The sequence below is a fragment of the Micromonospora sp. C28SCA-DRY-2 genome (genome assembly GCF_030519475.1).
Taxonomy (GTDB): domain Bacteria; phylum Actinomycetota; class Actinomycetes; order Mycobacteriales; family Micromonosporaceae; genus Micromonospora.
Window position 1 is genome coordinate 301412 of the sequence record NZ_JAUMKD010000001.1, and the last position, 21560, is coordinate 322971.

Sequence of the window (21560 nt, forward strand, 5' to 3'; positions counted from 1 at the left end):
ACTGGCCGGCCAAACCCGCACCGCCGGTTCACCGGGGTGTCGTTCGCCGCTCGCCTGCCGGCCGTCCGGGCTGCCCATGCTGACCCGCGGACCGGCGGGAGATCCCCGCCGGAGGGAGAGAGGACAGCGTGCGCGCAGTACGCCGTACCGCCGTCGCGGCCCTGGCGGCGGCGACCGTGACGACCGGTCTCGCGGTGCCCGCGGAGGCGAAACCGCTACCGGACCGGACATTGGACGTGCAGGCCCACCGCGGCGGCCTGGGGCTGCGGGTGGAGAACACCCTGGCCGCCTTCGGCAAGGCCCTCCAGCTCGGGGTGAGCACCCTGGAACTGGACGTGCAGATCACCGAGGACGGCCAGGCCGTGGTCACCCACGACCGCAGGGTCAGCGGCGCCAAGTGCGTGGACACCGCCCCGGTGACGCCGGGCGACCCGGAGTTCCCGTACGTCGGCAGGTACGTCAACACGCTCACCCTGGCCCAGGTGCGCACCCTGGACTGCGGGTCGCGGACGCTGGCCGACAAGCCCGGCCAGCTCGCCGTGCCGGGTGCCCGGATGCCGCTGCTGCGCGAGGTCTTCGCGCTGGTCAAGCGCTACCGGGCGGACGACGTGACGCTCAACGTGGAGACCAAGGTGGAGGCCGGCGCCCCGACCGAGACCGCCCCGCGGGAGCAGTTCGTGCAGGTCACCGCGGCCGAGATCCGGCGCGCCGGGCTGCTGCGGCAGGTGACCGTGCAGAGCTTCGACTGGGGCGCGCTGATGCGGATGCGCCAGGTCGAGCCCCGGCTGCCGCTGGTCGCGCTGACCAACTACGACTTCCTGCAGACCGGCCGGCCGGGCGCCTCGCCGTGGCTGGGTGGCCTGGACATCGACGACTTCGACGGCGACCCGGTCCGGGCCGTGCGCAGCTTCGGCGCCGACGCCTTCTCGCCGGTGCACGGCTTCCCGCAGAACGGAAAGGTCACCGACCCCGACTACCGGCCGTACGTCACCCGGGAGATGGTGGCGCGGGCGCACCGCCACGGACTCAAGGTCGTCCCGTGGACGGTGGACGACGTGCCGACGATGGCGAAGCTGATCGACGACGGCGTGGACGGCATCATCACCGACTACCCGGACCGGCTGCGCGGCCTGCTCGCGCAGCGCGGCCACCGGCCGCCGACGGCGTACGCCTCCCCGTTCGACGTGCAGGCGCACCGGGGCGGCCGGGCCACCCGCCCGGAGAACACCCTGCCCGCCTTCGCGCACGCGCTGGAGAACCCGGCGATCTCCACCCTGGAGCTGGACACCGGGGTGACCGAGGACGGCACGCTGGTGGTGCTGCACGACCGGACGATCAACGGCTCGCACTGCGTCGACACCGCCCCGGCCCGACCCGGTGACCCGGAGTTCCCGTACGTGGGCAAGCCGGTGCACGAGCTGACCCTGGCGCAGCTCAGGACGATCGACTGCGGCACCCGGACGCTGCCGGAGCTGCCCGCGCAGGTGCCCGCCCCGGGCGCCCGGATCCCGACCCTGGACGAGGTCTTCGCGCTGGTGCGGCGCAGCGCCCGGGCGGACGTCCGGCTGAACATCGAGACCAAGCTCAGCCCGTTGGCGGACGACACCGAGCCGTACCGGAGCTTCACCCGCAAGCTGGTCACCGCGATCGAGCGGGCCCGGTTCACCGACCGGGTGACCATCCAGTCGTTCGACTGGCGCACCATCCGCTACGCGAAGGAGCTGGACGAGCGGATCGGCACTGTCGCGCTGGTCTGGCAGTACGGCCCGGCCGAGTGTGCCAGCCTCGCCGACGAGTGCTCACTGCGGGCGGTGTACGGCGACCCGACCGTGCGCAGCCCGTGGACCGGCGGGCTGGACTGGTGGAAGCACCGGGACCTGGGCCGGCTGACCCGGGCCGCGGGCGCCGGGACGGTGTCGGCGAACTGGCAGGTGCACGACCCGGCGCAGGGCACCGTGCCGGACGCCGACTGGTACCTGCGGGAGGACCCGGCATACTTCCACGGACCGGACGTGCGCACCCTGCAGGCCCGGTACGGCCTGAAGGTGGTGCCGTACACCGTCAACGACGCCCGGGTGATGCAACGGGTGATCGACCTCGGCGTGGACGGCATCATCACCGACGACCCGGATCTGCTGGTCAGCGTGGCGATCCGCAACGGCCTGCGCTGACGTGCCCCGCCGGTGGCACCCGGTCCCGGTGCCACCGGCGGATCGGCGGATATTCGGCTGTGACCCGGTGTTACTGCCCTGGGGGGTCGGGTAGTCGGGGGGTGCCCCCGCCATGAACGCGAACCGTGCCGTGGCCGAAACGCGGTAGCGGGGCGAGGGAGTGCAGGGAACGACTCATCGCATCCGAGGAGGACAAGATGAGCACGCAGGCTGCATCCACCAGGCCGATCAACCGGCCCGCGCAGGACGCGCCCGACCGCACCATGCAGGACCGGGCCATCCGGGAGACGCCCACCCGTCCGATGCCGATGGTGAACGACGGGCGTCGTGAGGCCATGCAGGCGCCCGGCACGGAGACCAAGCCGTCGCTGCGTACCACCGAGTTCTGGGTCTACATCGCCGCCGTGATCGGCGTGCTGGCCGCCTCGCAGCTGGTCGGGCGGAACTCGACCGGGGTGGACATCTTCCGGGCCGACAACGCCTGGTTCATGGTCACGCTACTGACCATCGGATACCTCGGTAGCCGTGGTCTGGCCAAGGCCGGCAGCAACTGGCGCAGCGGTGAGGAGCGCAAGGCCCGGCACTGACCGCGTACCGCGCGCCGCAGCACGAATGGCCTCCGGGAGCAAGTCCCGGAGGCCATCGTCGTGTTGGTACTACTCCTCGAACCCGCCGAAGTCCTCGCCGAAGTCGCCCTCGAAGGCGTCCTCGATCATCTCGCCGGCGATCATGCCGCCGGCCACCCCGAGCGCGGCGCCGGCGACCATGCCGCCCATGCCGTGGCCCCGGCCGCGGGCGTGCGGCACGCCGAAGCCCTGGGCGCGCAGGCTGCCGTAGCGGGAGGTGGTCTCCCGCAGCCAGCCGTCGACCACCTGCGCCCAGTCGACCCGGTCGGCGTCGGTGTGCGGGACCCGGTAGCGGCCGAAGACGTCGTGCCCGGCGCTGAGGAAGCCGCCGCGCTTGTCGCACTCCAGGATCACGTCCACGCCGTCCCGGCTGGTGACGAAGGTCAGCTCCACCTCGGCGACGGTCTGCGCGTACTGCGGCGCGGCGAAGAACTCGATCTCCTGGTAGAAGGGGAGCGTCTGCTGCACCCCGTGGATCCGGCCGCGCTCCAGGTCGGCGTGCTTGAACCGGAAGCCGAGCCGCTGGAACGCCTCCAGGATCCGCTCGTGCACCGGCAGCGGGTGCACGTTGACCTGGTCCAGGTCGCTCTTGTCCACCGCCCGGGCCACCGCCAGCTCGGTGCGCAGCCCCATCGTCATGCCGCGCAGCCGCTGGCCGTAGACGTCGGTGATCGGGGTCTCCCACGGCACCGGCAGTTGGAACGGGATGGCGAGCTGCTGCTTCGGGGCCAGCTGGAGCGGCCCGCTGACCACCATCCGGTGGAACTCCATGATGCCGGCGTACTCGGTGTCGCCGCCCTCGATCTCGACCCGGGTGACCAGCCCGAGCACCACCTGCTCGATGTTGGCCGGCGCGTCCCCGCCGAGCAGGTTGACCTGGCCCTCGAGCGTCAGGCCCGGGCGGGTGTTCGGGTTCGTCAGGACGGTGTCCACGCTGGGACCGCCCACGCCGAGCGCGCTCAACATCTTCTTGAAGACCATGCGAACTCCCGTGCCGCCGGTCCCGCTCCACCCTGGAACGGGACGCTCACCCGGCACCCTAGCCGCCGCCGCTGTGAGGTGCCTGGGAGGCGCGACGGGTTCACTCCACCTCGACGACGATCAGCTCACCCACCTGTTCACCGATCGCGGCCCGGGCTTCCGCCGGCAGCCCGCCGTCGGTGATCAGCACGTCGGCGTCCTCCAGCGGGGCGATGGTGGCGATGCCGATGGTCTCCCACTTGGTGTGGTCGGCCAGCACCACCAGCCGGCGCGAGGCGTTGATCAGGCACCGGTTGACCCCCGCCTCCAGCAGGTTGGGAGTGGTGAAGCCGGTGCGCGGGCTCATCCCGTGCACGCCGAGGAAGAGCAGGTCGACGTTGAGCGCGCCGATCGCCGCCTCGGCCACCGGCCCGGTCAGCGCGTCGGACGGGGTGCGGATGCCGCCGGTGAGCACCACCGTCTGGTCGGCGCGGGGGTTCTGGTAGAGCGCGTCGGCGACCGGGATCGAGTTGGTCACCACGGTCAGCCCGCGTACGTCGGCGAGCAGGGTGGCCAGCGCGGCAGTGGTGGTGCCGGCGGAGAGCGCGATCGCCATGCCGGGCTCGACCAGCCGGGCGGCCCGCTCGGCGATGGCCCGCTTCTCGGCCTGCTGGCGGATCGACTTGGCGGCGAAGCCCGGCTCCTCGGCCGAACCGGGGCCGGCCAGCGTCGCCCCGCCGTGCACCTTGTCGACCAGACCCCGCTCGGCGAGCACCTCCAGGTCCCGCCGGATGGTCATGTCCGAGACGCCGAAGCGGCTCACCAGGTGACTGACCCGTACCCCGCCGCGCTGGCGGATCAGCTCGAGGATGGCGGTCTGCCGCTGCTGGGCCAGCATCTGGGTAACCTCCTTCGCGGCCGTCACTGTACGGGCCTCACGCCGGCCCGGCGGCCCGGTCCTCGCGGACCACCGCCACCTCTCCGGCGGGTACGACCAGCTCACCGGGGCACCGGCCGCCGGTCAACAGCTCGGTGCCGGTGGCCTCGATCCGGGCGGGCGCGTCGGCGTGGTTGACCACGAAGAGCCAGCTGCGCTCGCCGTCGCGGCGGCGCACCACCTCCACGCCGGGCGGGGCCGACGCCGCCGGGCGGACGCCGGACTCGGCCACCAGCCGGGCCACCAGCCGGTCGGTGGCCGGCTGGTCCAGCCGGGTGCCCAGGTACCAGGCGGCGCCGGCGCCGACCGGGTGCCGGGTCAGCGCCGGCACCCCCGGCAGCGGCCCGTCGGCGTACGCGGCGAGCACCCGCGCGCCCTCGGTGTGCAGCCACTCGGTCCACACGTCGGCGGTCGAGCCGTCGTCGAGGCGGACCCGCTCCCCCTGGCGCAGCGGGAAGAACTCCTCGGTGCGGACGCCGAGCAGGTCCCGGAACGCGCCGGGGTAGCCGCCGAGCCGGATGTGGTCGTGCTCGTCGACGATGCCGCTGAAGTAGGTGACCAGGGCGGTGCCGCCGGCTTCGACGAAGGCGCGCAGCGCCGCGGCGTGCGCGTCGCGGACCAGGTAGAGCGTGGGCGCCAGCACCAGCCGGTAGCCGGAGAGGTCGGCCGACGGGTGCACGATGTCGGCGGTGATCCCCTGCCGCCAGAGCGCGTCGTAGAGCGCCCGGAGCCGGTCGCCGTAGGTGACGTCGACGCTGGGGTGGGAGTCCAGCTCGGCACCCCACCACGCCTCGTAGTCGAACAGGATGGCCACCTGGGCGTCCACCCGGCTGCCGCGTGCCTCGGCCAGGTTGGCCAGGTCGGCGCCGAGCCGGCACACCTCGCGGAACACCTTGGTCTCCGGCCCGGCGTGCGGGACCAGCGCGGAGTGGAACTTCTCCGCGCCGGCCCGGGACGCCCGCCACTGGAAGAACAGCACGCCGTCGGCGCCGCGGGCGACGTGCGCCAGGCTGTTGCGGCGCAGCTGCCCGGGGGTCTTCGCCACGTTGCGCGGCTGCCAGTTGACAGCGCTGGTGGAGTGCTCCATGAGCAGCCACGGCGCGCCGCCGGCGACGCCGCGGGTGTGGTCGGCCGACAGCGCCAGCCCGATGTGCGCCTCCGGGTCGGCGGCGGTGAGGTAGTGGTCGTTGGCGACCAGGTCCACATCGGATGCCCAGGAGTGGTAGTCGAGGTACTTGATGCCGGTGCCGATCATGAAGTTGGTGGTGACCGGTTGCCGCACCAGCCGGCCCAGCACCTCGCGCTCGGCCCGCAACTGGGCGCGCTGCTCGTCGGAGGAGAAGCGCAGGAAGTCCAGCTGCTGGGTGGGGTTGGCGAAGGTGGGCGCGACGCGCGGCGGGTTCACCTCGGCCCAGTCGCCGTAGCGCTGGCTCCAGAAGGCGGTGCCCCAGGCGTCGTTGAGCCGGTCCAGGTCGCCGTAGCGTCCGCGCAGCCAGCGGCGGAACGCCTCGGCGCTGACGTCGCAGTAGCAGTGCACGTTGTGGCAGCCCAGCTCGTTGGAGACGTGCCACATCACCACCGCCGGGTGCTCGGCGTACCGGGTGGCGACCGCCTCGACCAGCGCGAGCGAGCGCTCGCGGAACACCGGCGAGCTGGGGCAGTACGCCTGCCGGCCGCCCGGCCAGAGCACCGCGCCGTCGGCCCGCCGCGGCAGTGTCTCCGGGTGCCGGTGGGCGAGCCACGGTGGCGGGCTCGCGGTGGCGGTGGCCAGGTCGACCTGGATGCCCCCGCCGTGCAGCACCTCCAGCGCCCGGTCCAGCCAGCCGAACTCGAAGCGGCCCGGCTCCGGTTCCAGCAGGGCCCAGGAGAAGATGCCGACCGAGACCAGGTTGACCCCGGCGCGGCGCATCAGCTCGACGTCCTCGGCCCAGGTCTGCTCGGGCCACTGCTCGGGGTTGTAGTCGGCGCCGAAGTAGATGTGGTCGCCCTGCCATCGCCGCATGGCAGCAGAGCGTGCCCCGACGGCGTCGGCAAGTCAACAGTTTCCAACATCGACAACATTTCCAACGTTTACCTCGTAACGGGCTTGTCACGACTGGGTTATCGGCCCCTCACCAACCCCTTGACAGCGCCGGAACGACGAGTAGCTTGAGGCGCCACTGGCAGTTCGTGTTCGCCAATGTGGATTCACGGTGGATCCGGATGTGGGATCACGACCGGCCGGCCCCGCCACCACTGACGGCCCTCGGGCGCAGTGCACCTTCTCATCCGCAGGAGGCACCATGTCCCGTCCCCGATCCCACGCCGAGTACCTGGCCCGTCTCGTACCGCCCTCCGTCGCCGGCCTGAACCGGCGGTCCCTGCTGGCCGGCACGGCCGGCGCCGGCGCGCTGCTCGGCACCGGCCTGCTCGCCGGCTGCGGTGGTTCCGACTCCGACGGGTCGGACGCCAAGACGGTCACCCTGGGCTCCAACCAGTCCGACCCCAAGCCCAAGGACGTCATCGCCAAGGTCATGGCGGGCTTCCAGACCTCGTCCGGCGTGCAGGTCTCGATCAACACGGTGGATCACAACACGTTCCAGGAGAACATCAACAACTACCTCCAGGGCAAGCCGGACGACGTGTTCACCTGGTTCGCCGGCTACCGGATGCGCTTCTTCGCCGCCCGTGGGCTGGCCGGCGACCTCAGCGACGTGTGGGGCAAACTCTCCGGCTACTCCGACGCGTTCAAGAAGGCGTCGACCGGTGACGACGGCAAGCAGTACTTCGTGCCGGCGTCGTACTACCCGTGGGCGATGTTCTACCGCAAGTCGGTCTGGCAGCAGTACGGCTACCAGGTGCCGAAGACGCTCGACGACCTGACCAACCTCGCCGGTCAGATGAAGAAGGACGGCCTGATCCCGATCGCCTTCGCCGACAAGGACGGCTGGCCGGCGATGGGCACCTTCGACATCCTCAACCTGCGGATCAACGGCTACCAGTTCCACGTGGACCTGATGGCCGGCAAGGAGGCGTGGACCTCCGACAAGGTGAAGAAGGTCTTCGACACCTGGGCGGGTCTGCTGCCGCTGCACCAGCCGGACAGCCTCGGGCGCACCTGGCAGGAGGCGGCCCAGTCGTTGCAGCAGAAGAAGTCCGGCATGTACCTGCTCGGGCTCTTCGTCGGCCAGCAGTTCAACAACGACGAGCAGGACGACCTGGACTTCTTCACCTTCCCGGAGATCGACCCGGCGATCGGGGCCAAGGCCCTGGACGCGCCGATCGACGGCTACATGCTGGCCCGCCGGCCGAAGGCGGAGGAGAACGCCAAGAAGCTGCTGGAGTACCTCGGCTCCAAGGCGGCCGCGGACATCACCGTGAAGAACGACCCGAGCACCCTGGTCGCCAACGGCCAGGCCGACACCAGCGGCTACACCGCGCTGCAGCGCAAGGCCGCGGAGCTGGTCGGCTCGGCCACCGAGATCGCCCAGTTCCTGGACCGGGACACCCGGCCGGACTTCGCCTCGACGGTGATCATCCCGGCCTTCCAGCAGTTCATCAAGGACCCGAAGGACATCAGCGGCCTGCTGACCAGCATCGAGAACCAGAAGAAGTCGATCTTCACCGACTGACGGCGAGAGGGGGAGGACCACCGTGTCCGACCTGCCCCTGATCCAAGCGGATCGCGCCGTGCCGTCGCCGGCCGCGGCCACCCCCACGGGTGGCCGTGGCCGCCGGCTACGGCTCCTGTCCCGCACCGACCGCGTGGTGATCGCGCTGATGGTGCTCGTACCGCTGCTGCTCGTCGTCGGCCTGGTCTGGCTGCCGGCGCTGGCCACGGTGGCGCTCTCCGGCACCGACTGGGACGGCATCGGCCCGTTGAGCGAGATCGAGTGGGTCGGCGGCCGCAACTACGCCGACGTCGTACAGATCTACCCGCCGTTCGTCCCGGCCGTGCAGAACAACCTGCTCTGGCTGGCCGCGCTGTTCGTGGTGGCCACCCCGCTGGGGATGTTCCTGGCCGTGCTGCTCGACAAGGAGCTGCGCGGCAGCCGGTTCTACCAGACCGCGCTCTACCTGCCGGTGGTGCTCTCGCTGGCGCTGATCGGCTTCGTCTGGCAGCTGCTCTACTCCCGCGACCAGGGCCTGATCAACGGGGTGTTCGGCACCGACGTCGACTGGTACGGCGACCCGGACGTCAACATCTGGGCCGTGCTGGTCGCCTCGGCCTGGCGGCACGTCGGCTACATCATGCTGCTGTACCTGGCCGGGCTGAAGGGCGTCGACCCGTCGCTGCGCGAGGCGGCGGCGGTGGACGGCGCCTCGGAGGTCAACACCTTCTTCCGGGTGGTGTTCCCGGTGCTCCGCCCGATCAACATCATCGTGCTGGTGGTGACGGTGATCGAGTCGCTGCGCGCGTTCGACCTGGTCTGGGTGGTCAACAAGGGCCGCAACGGGCTGGAGCTGCTCTCCGCGCTGGTCACCCAGAACGTGGTCGGCGAGGCCAGCCGGATCGGCTTCGGCTCGGCGCTGGCGACCATCATGCTCGTCGTCTCGCTGGTCTTCATCACCATCTACCTGGCCACCGTGATGCGGGAGGGGCGCCGATGAGCACCGCGACGACGACCCGCCCGACCGACCTGGCGGACGCCCCCCGCCGGCAGCGCCGCCCGCTGCGCCCGCAACGGGTGGTGCTGCACGTCTTCCTCACCGCGGTGGCGCTCGGCTGGCTCTTCCCGATCCTCTGGGCCGTGCTGACCTCGCTGCGCTCCTACGAGTACACCGCCGCCAACGGCTATGTCTCCTTCGGCGGCTGGACCCTGGACAACTACGTCACCGCCTGGCGCACCGCCGAGTTCGGCCAGCACTTCCTCAACTCCGTCTACATCACCGTGCCGGCGGTGCTGCTGACCCTCTTCCTCGCCTCCTGCGTGGCGTTCGTCATCGCCCGGTTCAGCTGGAAGGTCAACATCGTCCTGCTCGGCCTGTTCACCGCGGCGAACCTGCTGCCGCAGCAGGCCCTGCTGATCCCGCTGTTCCGGCTCTTCACCCAGGTGCCGCTGCCGGCGTTCCTGAGCGACTCGGAACTGCTCTACGACAGTTACTGGGGCCTGATCCTGGTCAACGTCGCCTTCCAGTGCGGCTTCTGCGTCTTCGTGCTGAGCAACTACATGAAGGCGCTGCCGCGCGACCTGTACGAGGCGGCGATGGTCGACGGGGCCAGCGTCTGGCGGCAGTACTGGCAGGTCACCATGCCGCTGTGCCGGCCCGCCCTGGCGGCGCTGGCCACCCTGGAGGTGACCTGGATCTACAACGAGTTCTTCTGGGCCACCGTGCTGATGCGCACCGGGGACAAGTTCCCGGTGACCAGCTCGCTGAACAACCTGCGCGGCGAGTTCTTCACCGACAACAACCTGGTCTCGGCCGGCTCCGTGCTGGTCGCGATCCCCACCCTGGTGATCTTCTTCCTGTTGCAGAAGCAGTTCGTCCGGGGGCTGACGCTGGGAGCTTCCAAGGGATGACGATCGTCCACCTGCGCCGCGGCGGGACCCACCTGGTGCTCGACGCGCGCGGCCCGGGCCTGCCCCGGGTCGTGCACTGGGGCGGCGACCTCGGCCCGCTCGACGCCGACGGCCTGCGGCAGCTCGCCGCGGCCAGCGTCGCGCCCGTGGTGCCGAGCGCCTTCGACGCGCCCACCGTGCTGTCCCTGCTGCCGGAGGCGAGCGCCGGCTGGAGCGGCCGCCCCGCCCTGGCCGGGCACCGGGAGCGCGCCGCCTGGTCGACCGCGTTCCGGCTCGACGCGGTCGAGGTCTCCGACGACGACCCGGCCTCCGCCGCGCGGGTCACCGTACGGGCGGTCGACGCCGGGGCCGGGCTGGCGCTGGCCGTCGAGCTGGAACTGGACCCCACCGGCCTGCTGCTGCTGCGCCACCGGCTGCGCAACACCGGCGCCACCGCCTACGAGCTGCGCGAGCTGACCCCGGTGCTGCCGGTGCCACCGGTCGCCACCGAACTGCTCGACCTGACCGGGCGGTGGTGCCGGGAACGCTCGCCGCAGCGGCACCCGTGGCCGATGGGCGCCTGGGTCCGGGAGGGGCGGCACGGGCGTACCGGGCACGACGCCACGCTGCTGCTGGTCGCCGGCACTGCCGGGTTCGGGTTCGGCCACGGCGAGGTGTGGGCGGTGCACACCGCGTGGAGCGGCGACCACGTCACCGTCGCCGAGCGCCGGCCGACCGGCGAGTCCACCCTCGGCGGCGGCGAACTGCTCGCCCCCGGCGAGGTGCTGCTCGCCCCCGGCGCGGAGTACGCCACTCCCCTGCTCTACGCTGCCTGGTCGGACGCCGGGCTGGACGGGCTGAGCGACGTGCTGCACCGCCACCTGCGGGCCCGGCCCCGGCACCCGCGCGGCCCCCGCCCGGTCACCCTGAACGTCTGGGAGGCGGTCTACTTCGACCACGACCTGGACCGGCTGCGGGCCCTCGCCGACCACGCCGCCGAGGTCGGCGTGGAACGGTTCGTGCTCGACGACGGCTGGTTCCGCGGCCGGCGCGACGACACCGCCGGGCTCGGCGACTGGTACGTCGACCACGACGTCTGGCCGGCCGGGCTGCACCCGCTGATCGAGCACGTCACCGCGCGCGGCCTGCAGTTCGGGCTCTGGGTCGAGCCGGAGATGGTCAACCCCGACTCCGACCTGTTCCGCGCCCACCCCGACTGGGTGCTCGCGGTGCCCGGCCGGCTGCCCCCGACGTGGCGCAACCAGCAGGTGCTCGACCTGGCCCACCCCGAGGCGTACGGCTACCTGCTCGACCGGCTGGACGCGCTGCTCACCGAGCATCCCGGGATCGGCTACCTCAAGTGGGACCACAACCGGGACCTCACCGACGCCGGCCACCACGGCCGGCCCGGGGTGCACGAGCAGACCCTCGCGGTCTACCGGCTCCTCGACGAGCTGCGCCGCCGCCACCCGGCGGTGGAGATCGAGAGCTGCGCCTCCGGCGGCGCCCGGGTCGACCTGGAGATCCTCGCCCGCACCGACCGGGTCTGGGCCAGCGACTGCAACGACGCCCTGGAGCGGCTGGCGATCCAGCGCTGGACCGGGCTGCTGCTCCCGCCCGAGCTGGTCGGCAGCCACATCGGGCCGGAGCGCTCGCACACCACCCACCGGGTGCACGACCTCAGCTTCCGCGCCACCACCGCGCTCTTCGGCCACTACGGCATCGAGTGGGACATCGGCTCGATCGACGCTGGCGAGCGGGCCGAACTGGCCGCCTGGGTGGCGCTGCACAAGCGGCTCCGCCCGCTGCTGCACGCCGGGCGGGTGGTCCGGGTGGACCACCCCGACCCGGCCGTCTGGGCGCACGGCGTGGTCGCGCACGACCGCTCGCAGGCGGTGTACGCGGTGGCCCGGCTGGCCACCTCGGTGGCCCAGGTGCCCGGCCCGGTCCGGCTGCCCGGCCTGGACCGGCGGCGGCGCTACACCGTCCGGCCGGCGCGCGGCGTACCCGGGCCGGCGACCCTGGACCGGGTGCCGCCGCCGTGGCTGGCCGCCGGCGCGACGCTGACCGGCGCGGCACTGGGCACGGCGGGGTTGCAACTGCCCGCGCTGCACCCGGAGCAGGCGCTGCTGCTGGAGGTCACCGCGCTGGACTGAGCCGCGTCGGGCCGGCCCGAGAATCCGCCGGAAATTTCCCCGACGCGGATGTCGAGAACGGGTGCGCCTGCTTCTACCTCAGGGTGAGAGCACCGATGATGGTGCGCAGACGTGAGGAGCGAGACGTGAAGTACATGTTGCTGATGCAGTTCAGCTCGGCGGGCACGGACTTCCCCTCGATCGAGACGTGGACGCCCGAGGAGATCCAGGCGCACATCGCCTTCATGGGGGACGTGAACGCGAAGCTGGTCGCCGACGGGGAGTGGGTCCAGGGCGAGGGGCTCGCCGGGCCGGCGCAGGCGAAGATCGTCCGGGCGGGCGCGGACGGGGCGCCGGTGGTCACCGAGGGCCCGTTCGCCGAGACCAAGGAGTTCCTCGCCGGCTGGTGGATCGTCGACACCGACAGCCCGGAGCGGGCCGTCGAGATCGCCGCGCACATCTCCACCGCGCCCGGCCCGGGTGGCCGGCCGCTGAACATGCCGATCGAGGTGCACCCGGTGATGTCCGCGCCACCGCAGGAGATGTGACGACTGTCCGCCCCTGACCGAGGTGTCGAGGACCTGCTGCGCGAGCTGGCGCCGCAGGTCCTCGGCGTGCTCGCGCGCCGGTTCGGTGACTTCGCCACCGCCGAGGACGCGGTGCAGGAGGCGCTGCTGGCGGCGGCCACCCAGTGGCCGGCCGGGGGTACGCCGGACAACCCGCGCGGCTGGCTCATCCAGGTCGCGTACCGCCGGATGGTCGAACTGGTCCGCGGCGAGGCGGCCCGGCGACGCCGGGAGGATCTCGTCGCCCGCCGCGAGCCGGACGACCGCCAGGTCGTGCCGGCGGTGGACGAGCAGCTGACCGCCGACCGCGACGACACGCTGGTGCTGCTCTTCCTCTGCTGCCACCCGGCGCTCTCGCCGGCCTCGCAGATCGCGCTGACCCTGCGCGCGGTGGGCGGGCTCAGCACCGCCGAGATCGCCCGCGCCTTCCTCGTGCCCGAGGCCACCATGGCGCAACGGATCAGCCGGGCCAAGCAGCGCATCCGCAGCTCCGGCCTGCCGTTCCGGATGCCCGACGAGCGGGACCGGGAGCGACGGCTGGCCGCGGTGCTGCACGTGCTCTACCTGATCTTCACCGAGGGGCACACCGCCAGCCTCGGCGCGGAACTGCGTCGGGTGGACCTGGCCGAGGAGGCCATCCGGCTGGCCCGGGCGATCCACCGGCTGCTGCCCGACGACAGCGAGGTCGCCGGGCTGCTGGCGCTGATGCTGCTCACCGACGCCCGCAGCGCGGCCCGGACCGGGCCGGCCGGCGAGCTGATCTCCCTGGCCGAGCAGGACCGGAGCCGCTGGGACGCGGCGCTGATCGCCGAGGGCGTCGCGCTGGTCACCCGGGCGCTGCCGCGCGGGCCCGTCGGGCCGTACCAGCTCCAGGCGGCCATCGCGGCGCTGCACGACGAGGCGCCCACCGCTGGGCAGACCGACTGGCCGCAGATCCTCGCCCTGTACCAGGTGCTGGAGCGGCACTCCGCCAGCCCGGTGGTGGCGCTGAACCGGGCGGTGGCCACCGCCATGGTGCACGGCCCGGCCGCCGGGCTGGACGCCCTCGCCGCCCTGGCCGACGATCCACGGCTGGCCGGGCACCACCGGCTGCACGCGGCCCGCGCCCACCTGTACGAGATGGCCGGTGACCGGGACCGCGCGGTGCACCACTACCGGGTGGCCGCCGGGCTCACCACCAGCCTGCCCGAGCAGCGTTACCTCACCATGCGCGCGGCCAGGATCGCCACGGCCGAGGGCGTCGCCCCGTCCTGACCGGCCCGGCGGCGACCGGTCGGCGGGGTGGCCGGGCCCGCGCGGACCCGGCCACCGGTGGTGCTCGCCGGTCAGCTGGCGGCGCAGCTCACCGCCGGCACCGCGTTGGCGCCGTTCCAGCTGGCGATGAAGCCGAAGCTGGTGCTCGCGCCGGCGCCGAGCCGGCCGTTCCAGTCGACGTTGCGCGCGGTGACCGCCGACCCGCTGCTGGTCAGCCGGGTGTTCCAGGACTGGTTGACCGCCTGGCCGTTGGCGAACGTCCAGGTCGTCGTCCAGCCGGTGATCGCGGCCGACCCGGCGGTCACCTTCACCTCGCCCTGGAAGCCGCCGGGCCACTGGTTGACCACCGTGTAGCTGGCCGTGCACCCGCCCGGCGGCGGGGTGGTCGGCGGCGGCGTGGTGGGCGGCGGCGTGGTCGGGGGCGGGGTGGTCGGCGGGGTGCCGAAGACGGTCGCCTCCCGGGCGGTCTGCCGGATGCCGTTGGCGCCGTTGAAGATCCGCTGCCCCCAGCTGGTCAGGCTGGCCGGGTTGAAGTTGGTGGCCATGTCGAGGTACTCGACCCCGCCGCCGTTGCCGCTCCACGACCAGCCGAGCCAGCCGATCCCGTTGGCCTGGGTGTAGGCGAAGATCGCCTCCTCGTTCGGGTCGCCGTCGGAGTGGTTGTGGCCGAACTCCCCGACCACGATGGGCAGTCCGGCGCTGCGGAACCGGCCGAGGTAGTCGCTGATCTCGGCGGCGGTGTCGAAGACGCCGTACATGTGGACGGAGAAGACGGTGTTGCGGTCCGGGTCGGCGGCGAACACCGACGCGGCGTTGTCGCGCATGGTGAACGCCCAGTCCTGACCCCAGTTCGGGGCGTCCACCATGATCGTGTGGTCGAAGCCGGCGGCACGCAGCCGTTTGATCGCGTTGCTGGTGTCGGTGGTCCAGGCCGCGTAGCCCTGGTTGCCGTACGGCTCGTTGCCGATGTTGACGATGACGTACTCCTCCTCGCCGGTGAGCACGTCGGCGAGGCTGATCCAGTAGTCGACGGCCTGGTCGAGGCTGGCCGCGCCGCTCTGCTCGCCGTAGCCGGTGGTGTCGTGCACCTCCAGCACGCAGATCAGCCGGTTGGCCTTGCACAGCGAGACGACGTTGGCGACGTCGGCGTCGGTGTTGCGAGTCCAGCGCTGGCCGCTGGCCAGCACCACCCGGACGGTGTTCGCGCCGAGCGCCTTGACGTTGGCGAACGAGCTGGTCTGCTGCGGGTACCAGGTGTGCGCGTGGTTGACGCCGCGCATGACGAACTCGGCGCCGTTGGCGTCGTAGAGCTTGCCGTTGGCGACGGTGAAGCCGGCCGCGGCCTGCGCCGGTGGCCCGAACGCCAGCACGGCGGCCAGGAGGGCGAGCAGGGCCGCGCCGGCGGCGGTGAGTCGTGTCTTCATGGCCTTCCTCAACGGGAGGACCCCCACTGCCCGGTGGGGAGGGAACTGACAGGGGAAGGCGGCCGCAGCCCGACGGCCGCCGCCCGGATCCCGGCGCAGGGATCAGCGTAGGCCGATGGGTTCGGGAACGCAATGAACCGGTTAAGGTCCGCCCGTCGGGGCGGCCCACGAACCGGACGGGAGGGTTGACCGACGGCCGCCGGGGTATCCGGGGATGTTCCGCCCGGGTCGGAAGGAGAGGCGTCATGGTCAGCGTGGGCTACACCCTGATGTGCGAGCAGGCCGGTCCCAAGCAACTGGTCGACCATGCGGTACGGGCCGAGGCGGCCGGCTTCGACCAGCTAGTCGTCTCCGACCACTACTACCCCTGGCTGGACTCCCAGGGGCACTCCCCGTACGCCTGGTCGGTGCTCGGCGCGGTCGCGCACGCCACCTGCCGGGCGGAGCTGATGTCCTTCGTCACCTGCCCGATCCGCCGCTACCACCCGGCCGTGGTGGCGCAGAAGGCGAGCACCGTCGGGGTGCTCTCGGACGGCCGGTTCACCCTCGGCCTGGGCGCCGGGGAGAACCTCAACGAGCACGTGGTGGGCGGCTGGCCGCACGTGCAGCAGCGGCACGAGATGTTCGAGGAGGCGCTGCAGATCATCCGGCCGCTGCTGAACGGCGAGACGCTGACCTTCTCCGGCAACCACTACGACGTGCCGGACGCCTACGTCTGGGACCGGCCGGACACCCCGGTGCCGATGGCGATCGCCGCCTCGGGCCGGCAGTCGGCCACCCTCGCCGCCGAGTACGGCAACGGCGTCATCGCCACCGAACCGGACCCGCACATCGTCGAGCTGTTCGAGGACGCCGGCGGCGCCGGCCAGCCCCGGTACGGGCAGGTGGCCATCTGCTACGGCCCGGACGAGGCCGAGTGCCGCAAGATCGTGCACGACCAGTTCCGCTGGTTCGGGCTGGGCTGGAAGGTCAACGCCGAGCTGCCCGGGCCGGAGGGGTTCGCCGCGGCCACCCAGTTCGTCCGCGAGGAGGACGTCGCCGCGGGCATCTCCTGCGGGCCGGACGTGGACCGGCACGTCGAGGCGTTCAAGAAGTTCGTCGACGCCGGCTTCACCCACGTGGCCATCGTGCAGGTGGGCGGCGACAGCCAGCCGATGTTCCTGGACTGGGCGCAGGAGCAGCTGCTCCCGCGGCTGCGCGACCTGTGAGGCCCGCCCGACGCCCGGCCGGGAGCGCGACCGGCTCACCCGGTGGTCACGAACCGCCCGGGCCGGCCCGACGCCCCGCCGGGAGCGCGACCGGCTCACCTGCCGGCGGCGAACCGTCCGGGCCGGCGACGCGGGCGGTCGACCCACCGCGGCGGCCCACCACGCCGGATCCGGTCACCGAGTTGCTCCGCCGGCCGGCGAGCATGCCGCCCGGGCGGTTCGGGCCGGCGGACCTCCGCCTGGCGTTCGCCGCGCCACGCCCGGCCGCCGGGCTGACCAGCGAGTGGCGGCTGGTCGCCGGGCTGCGGACGCACACCCGCCGGGGCGGCGACCCGGGCACCGGCGCACCGCCGGTGGTGCTGGTGCACGGGCTGGCCGTGTCGCACCGCTACCTCACCCCGCTGGCCCTGGCGCTGGCCGCCAGCCATCCGGTGTACGTGCCGGACCTGCCCGGCTTCGGGCTCTCCGCCCACCCCGACACCGCGTACGACGTGCCCGGGCACGCGGCGCACCTCGCCGCCTGGCTGGCCGCGTACCGGCTGCCGCCGGTCTGCCTGGTCGGGCACTCCTTCGGCGCGGAGGTCGCCGCGGCGGTCGCCGCCCGGCACCCCGACGCGGTCCGCGCGGTGGTGCTGGCCGGGCCGACCACCGATCCGACCTCGCGCTCCCGGCGTGCCCAGTTCGGACGGTGGCTGGTCGACACCCTCCGGGAGGCGCCGTTGCAGGCGCCGATCCTGCTGCGCGACGTCTGGGACGCCCGCCCCTGGCGGGTCTCCGCCACGCTGACCCACTCGGTGCGCAACGCGGTGGAGGCCGACCTGGTCCGGATAACCGCCCCGACCCTGGTGGTCACCGGCGCCCGGGACCCGGTGGTGCCACCGCCCTGGCGCAGCGAGCTGGCCCGGCTCGTCCCGGACGCCCGGGAGGTGGTGGTGCCCGGCGCCGCGCACAATGTCGCCACCACGGCCCCGGCGCAGGTCGCCGCCGCGATCCGCGCCTTCCTCGACCCCTCGACGACGGAGAGGTGACCCGATGCGCTTCGGAAACGTGGAGATCCGCCCGCTCGGCGGCGGCGTCGGCTGCCTGCTGATGATCCTCTTCTCGCTGGTCGCCTCGATCGTCCTGACCGTCGGGCTCAACCTCCTCTTCTGAGCCGCGCCCCGCGCCCACCGGGGCGCGGCCCACCGGGCGATCTTGGTAGAAAATGGCCCCTGTAGGGGCCGTTTCGTACCAAGATCCGATCCGCTCTGCGCGTGCGGCGGGATCGGGTTGACAGTGTGTGCGGGGGTCAGTGGCGGAGGCCGAGGGCGGTCAGCACCTCGCGGGTGGTGGCGCGGATCGGGTCCAGGACGGTGTGGCGGAGCCAGCGGGTGGCCGGGGTGACGGTGGCCCGCCAGGCGGCGGCGAACGCCCGGCCCACCGGCACCACGGCGTGCCGCCACAACCAGCCCGCCCCGCGCACGAACGGCCGCAGCGTTACGACGTACCCCCACCAGAGCAGCCGGCCGGCCGCCCACCAGGCCCAGCGGAGCGCGCCGAGCAGCACCCGGGCGACGGCCGCCGCGCCGCGCAGCAGCCACCGGCCGACGGCGGTCAGCCCGGCCAGCAGCCACCGGCCGAGCGGCGCGAGCCGGCGGGCCAGCCACGCCGCCGGCAGCCACACCAGGTGGTACCCCAACCAGGCCAGCGGCAGCCAGACCACCGTGCGCGCCAGCCAGGCGAGCCCGCGCCCCAACCAGACCAGCGGCACCCAGACCAGGATCCGGGCCAGCCAGGCCAGTCCCCGACCCAGCCAGACCAGCGGCAGCCAGATGAGGTTGCGGAACAGCCAGACCAGCGGCAGCCAGAGCGCGTGGTGCAGCAGCCACCGCAGCGGGCGCAGCAGCCACCGGTCGACGAAGCGGCCGACCGGGGCGAGCAGCCACCGGTGCAGCGCGGCCCCGACGGCGGCGACCAGTTCCCAGACCAGCCGGACCGGCAGCACCACGACCAGGGCGATCCCCCGGGCGACGGCGGCCACCAGCGGTGCGGGCGCGGCGGGCCGGATCGGCGGCCGGGGTGGTGCCGGGGTCCCGGACGGGACCGGCGACCGGGGCGGGACGGGGGCGTCGGACCGGACTGGCGACCGGGGCGGTGCGGGGTCGATCACCGGGTCACCGTAGCCAGCCGGGGCAACGGCCGCGGTCCCGGCTGGCGGGGCGATGGTCGGTCCGGGACGCGTCGACGCGGCCCGGACCGAGCACGGTGGTCACGGTTACAACGGCCGCCAGGCAGCCATGTCGTCCGGGGCGTCGACCAGCCGAACGGTCGCCGCGAGGGCGAGCGCCTTATCGCGTCCACCCAGGGCGTCGCGACCGGACACCGAATTCGAACTCACCTGGGCGACGCAGGTCGGGCAGGTACCCGGCACCTGGCCGACCCGGTACACCCCGGGCCCTCCGGTCGTGCCGTCCACCCAGGCCGGCCGCCCGGCGACAGTGGTTTCGCCTCGCTTCATCGACGTGGGCAGGTCTCGCGATACTCCGATGCTCAGGTCCTCGTGGGCCTGTGGTGAATCCGGCTGGAAGGGCGCCAGGTAGCCCAGGTTCGCCGCCTCCCACCGCCCGTCGTAAACCGTGACGACGGCGCGGTGGAGCCGGGCACCGGCCGGCGGGGCGACGTCGAGGAACGGCAGGGTGACCCGGTACGGCTGCCAGACCATGCTCGCGGCGAACCGGCGGGCCACCCCCTCCGTTCCCTCGTCGCCCCGCACGGTGACGACGGCCCAGGCGTCCGGGGCGTACTGCCAGGACAGGCGGGTCTCCCGTTCGTCGGGGCTGGTGTGCAGGTAGGCCGGTGCGCCCTGCACCGGGTCGACCGGATTCCCGGGCAGCGGTGCCGGGGTGGGGCGCCGGGGTTCGGCGCGGGCGTCGGACTCGCGCATCGCAGCGAAGACGTCGACTCCGCGGGCTGCGATCTTGACGGTGACGACGCGGTCCAGCCTGACGAGCCCCTTCGACGGATCCTCTCCTGGCAGCAGGCTGGCCGCCGTCACCCACTGGGTACGGTGGTCCGTCGAGTAGGTCCGCAGTGGCAGGTCGTCCGGTATCCCGTCGAGCCGGAAGAGCCACTGCCCCGGGTCGAAGCGCTCCGGCGCCTCGGCCGGCGGACGGGAAGCCGGTGGGGCCGGGGGTGGCGTCGGGCGGGCGGCGTCGAGCAGGGCCGTGGCGCCGAGCAGGGCGAGCACGGTGACCACGGCGGCGGCCCCCGCGACGAGGCGTCGCCGACGGACGGCCCGTCTCCCCTCGGCCAGCAGCGGCTCCGGCAGCACCGTCGCGGCCGGCAACTCGTCGGCAGCGCGGAGCAGCAGGTCGCGGACCTCGCGCTCGTCGTCCCAGCTCATCGGCGCACCTCCTTCGGATCCCCATCGGGCATCTGCCGGCGCAGCGCGGCCAGGCCGCGCGCCGTCTGACTCTTGACGTTGCCGGTCGAGCAGCCGAGCACCGCGGCGGTCTGTTCCACCGTCAGGTCGGCGTAGAACCGGAGCACCAGGACCACCCGCTGGCCGGGCGGGACCGCCGCCAGCGCGGCGCGTACCGCCATGCCGTCCGCGACCGTGTCCCCCTCGTCCGGCGGCCCGGTCCCCGCCGGTGGTTCCGGCGCGCGGTCGAACAGGTACACCCCGCGCCACCGGGACCGGCGCTCCTGCCGGAAGGCGTTCACCAGCATCCGGTGCACGTAGGCGCCCAGGTCGTCGGCGTCCCGCACCCGGTGCCACTTCACGTAGAGCTGGACGAGCGTCTGCTGCACCACGTCGTCGGCGCGGTCGCCGTCGCCGGTCAGCAGGTACGCGGTGCGCCGCAGCTTCGGGGTGGCCCCGGTGACGAACTCGACGTACTCCTGCCGCTGTGTCGCCTGCATCGGCCACTCCCCGCTCCGGTCCGCGCGACTTCACCCGTACCGATGAGCGCCGGAGCGGAAAGGGTTGCACGCCCGCGCGGTCGATTTCGCGGACCGGTCAGCCCGGGGTCAGGTCCACCTCGGCGACGAGCGGGTAGTGGTCGGAGGCGTACTCCGTCTCGCCGCCGCGGAGCACCCGGCAGTCCCGCACCCGGGCGGCCAGCGCCGGCGTGCCGAGCAGGTAGTCCAGCCGCATCCCGGAGAACTCGCCGCCGCCGTGCCGGGTGGGCACGGTCAGCCCCTCGTCCGGCGTCCCGGCCGGGTACAGGTCGACCAGGCCCGCTTCCAGCAGCCGGGCCACCGCCCGGCTGTCCACGGTCCGCCCGTCCCGGCGCAGGTGCCGGCGGCGGTACGGCGGGGCGAGCCGGGCGATCCGGTCGGTGTGGTCGGTGACCGGGTCGAGGGTGTTCAGGTCGCCGGCCAGCAGTGCCAGCTCGCCCGGCGCCCGGCGCAGCGCGGTCGCCGCCCAGCCCGCCTCGACCAGCCGCCGGGTGCCCGAGTACGGATGCAGGTGGGTGCTCAGCACGGTGAGCGGGCCGGCTCCGGTGGCCAGCACCACCCGCTGGGCGGCGTGGTGGAACGGCCGGCGCAGCGGACCGGCGCCCACCACCCGCCACGGCGGGCGGACCAGCACCGCGACCGGCTGCCCGAAGCAGGAGCGGGCCAGGTGGCCGCGCATCCCGAGCCGGGCGGCGAACCCGGCCAGCGCCCCGCCGTCGAAACCGCGCAGCTCCTGCACCGCGAGGACGTCCGGCCGCTGCCCGGCGACCACCCGCGACACCTGGTCCCGCCGGTCGGGGCCGCCCCGGTCCCGGCCGCCGGTGCGGATGTTCCAGGTCATCACCCGCAGCACGGGCCGC

At 73.3% G+C, this 21560-nt stretch carries 18 protein-coding genes; 10 read left to right on the plus strand and 8 right to left on the minus strand.

What is annotated here, in order from left to right:
• Nucleotides 1-128: 128 nt before the first annotated feature.
• Nucleotides 129-2171, plus strand: coding sequence for a glycerophosphodiester phosphodiesterase family protein (locus Q3W71_RS01355; RefSeq protein WP_302917437.1), 2043 nt, complete (start codon nucleotides 129-131; stop codon nucleotides 2169-2171).
• A 197-nt stretch (nucleotides 2172-2368) separates the two neighbouring features.
• Nucleotides 2369-2758, plus strand: a complete 390-nt coding sequence (locus Q3W71_RS01360) for a hypothetical protein (protein WP_302917438.1) — start codon at nucleotides 2369-2371, stop codon at nucleotides 2756-2758.
• 69 nt (nucleotides 2759-2827) lie between these two features.
• Here Q3W71_RS01360 and Q3W71_RS01365 read toward each other — a convergent pair whose 3' ends face one another.
• The 3 genes from Q3W71_RS01365 to Q3W71_RS01375 all read right to left on the minus strand — a co-directional run bounded on the left by Q3W71_RS01365 (nucleotide 2828) and on the right by Q3W71_RS01375 (nucleotide 6696).
• Nucleotides 2828-3778 carry a sporulation protein gene (locus Q3W71_RS01365; protein WP_302917439.1) on the minus strand — a complete coding sequence of 317 codons (951 nt, stop codon included), beginning with the start codon at nucleotides 3776-3778 and terminating at the stop codon, nucleotides 2828-2830.
• Nucleotides 3779-3878: 100 nt separating this feature from the next.
• On the minus strand, nucleotides 3879-4655 hold the full coding sequence (locus Q3W71_RS01370) for a DeoR/GlpR family DNA-binding transcription regulator (RefSeq protein WP_302917440.1): 777 nt from the start codon (nucleotides 4653-4655) through the stop codon (nucleotides 3879-3881).
• Between the two features lie 37 nt (nucleotides 4656-4692).
• Nucleotides 4693-6696, minus strand: coding sequence for a beta-galactosidase (locus Q3W71_RS01375; RefSeq protein ID WP_302917441.1), 2004 nt, complete (start codon nucleotides 6694-6696; stop codon nucleotides 4693-4695).
• 280 nt (nucleotides 6697-6976) lie between these two features.
• Here Q3W71_RS01375 and Q3W71_RS01380 point away from each other — a divergent pair, with 280 nt between their 5' ends.
• The 6 genes from Q3W71_RS01380 to Q3W71_RS01405 all read left to right on the plus strand — a co-directional run bounded on the left by Q3W71_RS01380 (nucleotide 6977) and on the right by Q3W71_RS01405 (nucleotide 14129).
• Nucleotides 6977-8305: an ABC transporter substrate-binding protein gene (locus Q3W71_RS01380; RefSeq protein ID WP_302917442.1), complete on the plus strand. Its 1329-nt coding sequence runs from the start codon at nucleotides 6977-6979 to the stop codon at nucleotides 8303-8305.
• A gap of 22 nt (nucleotides 8306-8327) precedes the next feature.
• Complete coding sequence (locus tag Q3W71_RS01385) at nucleotides 8328-9284, plus strand: carbohydrate ABC transporter permease (RefSeq protein ID WP_302917443.1); 957 nt, start codon at nucleotides 8328-8330, stop codon at nucleotides 9282-9284.
• Entirely contained in the window at nucleotides 9281-10195 is a 915-nt protein-coding gene (locus tag Q3W71_RS01390) for a carbohydrate ABC transporter permease (protein ID WP_302917444.1), read from the plus strand. Before Q3W71_RS01385 ends, Q3W71_RS01390 begins: the two co-directional genes overlap by 4 nt.
• Nucleotides 10192-12330 (plus strand): alpha-galactosidase, encoded by a 2139-nt coding sequence (locus Q3W71_RS01395; protein ID WP_302917445.1) that lies wholly within the window; start codon nucleotides 10192-10194, stop codon nucleotides 12328-12330. Before Q3W71_RS01390 ends, Q3W71_RS01395 begins: the two co-directional genes overlap by 4 nt.
• Nucleotides 12331-12464: 134 nt before the next feature.
• The gene (locus Q3W71_RS01400; protein ID WP_302918692.1) at nucleotides 12465-12857 is read left to right on the plus strand and encodes a YciI family protein; all 393 of its coding nucleotides are present in this window, start codon (nucleotides 12465-12467) and stop codon (nucleotides 12855-12857) included.
• Between the two features lie 3 nt (nucleotides 12858-12860).
• On the plus strand, nucleotides 12861-14129 hold the full coding sequence (locus tag Q3W71_RS01405; RefSeq protein WP_302918693.1) for an RNA polymerase sigma factor: 1269 nt from the start codon (nucleotides 12861-12863) through the stop codon (nucleotides 14127-14129).
• Between the two features lie 71 nt (nucleotides 14130-14200).
• Here Q3W71_RS01405 and Q3W71_RS01410 read toward each other — a convergent pair whose 3' ends face one another.
• Nucleotides 14201-15553: a cellulase family glycosylhydrolase gene (locus tag Q3W71_RS01410; RefSeq protein ID WP_302917446.1), complete on the minus strand. Its 1353-nt coding sequence runs from the start codon at nucleotides 15551-15553 to the stop codon at nucleotides 14201-14203.
• A gap of 245 nt (nucleotides 15554-15798) precedes the next feature.
• Here Q3W71_RS01410 and Q3W71_RS01415 point away from each other — a divergent pair, with 245 nt between their 5' ends.
• Nucleotides 15799-16761: a TIGR03557 family F420-dependent LLM class oxidoreductase gene (locus tag Q3W71_RS01415; RefSeq protein WP_302917447.1), complete on the plus strand. Its 963-nt coding sequence runs from the start codon at nucleotides 15799-15801 to the stop codon at nucleotides 16759-16761.
• Nucleotides 16762-16943: 182 nt separating this feature from the next.
• A complete protein-coding gene (locus Q3W71_RS01420; protein WP_302917448.1) occupies nucleotides 16944-17789 on the plus strand; it encodes an alpha/beta fold hydrolase in 846 nt (281 codons plus the stop codon).
• Nucleotides 17790-18049: 260 nt separating this feature from the next.
• Here Q3W71_RS01420 and Q3W71_RS01425 read toward each other — a convergent pair whose 3' ends face one another.
• The 4 genes from Q3W71_RS01425 to Q3W71_RS01440 all read right to left on the minus strand — a co-directional run bounded on the left by Q3W71_RS01425 (nucleotide 18050) and on the right by Q3W71_RS01440 (nucleotide 21553).
• Nucleotides 18050-18910, minus strand: a complete 861-nt coding sequence (locus tag Q3W71_RS01425) for a hypothetical protein (protein WP_302917449.1) — start codon at nucleotides 18908-18910, stop codon at nucleotides 18050-18052.
• A 105-nt stretch (nucleotides 18911-19015) separates the two neighbouring features.
• Entirely contained in the window at nucleotides 19016-20143 is a 1128-nt protein-coding gene (locus Q3W71_RS01430) for a hypothetical protein (protein WP_302917450.1), read from the minus strand.
• Nucleotides 20140-20661 carry a SigE family RNA polymerase sigma factor gene (locus Q3W71_RS01435; protein WP_302917451.1) on the minus strand — a complete coding sequence of 174 codons (522 nt, stop codon included), beginning with the start codon at nucleotides 20659-20661 and terminating at the stop codon, nucleotides 20140-20142. The genes Q3W71_RS01430 and Q3W71_RS01435 overlap by 4 nt, the downstream gene beginning before the upstream one ends.
• Nucleotides 20662-20758: 97 nt before the next feature.
• Complete coding sequence (locus Q3W71_RS01440) at nucleotides 20759-21553, minus strand: endonuclease/exonuclease/phosphatase family protein (RefSeq protein WP_302917452.1); 795 nt, start codon at nucleotides 21551-21553, stop codon at nucleotides 20759-20761.
• Between the last annotated feature and the right edge of the window lie 7 nt (nucleotides 21554-21560).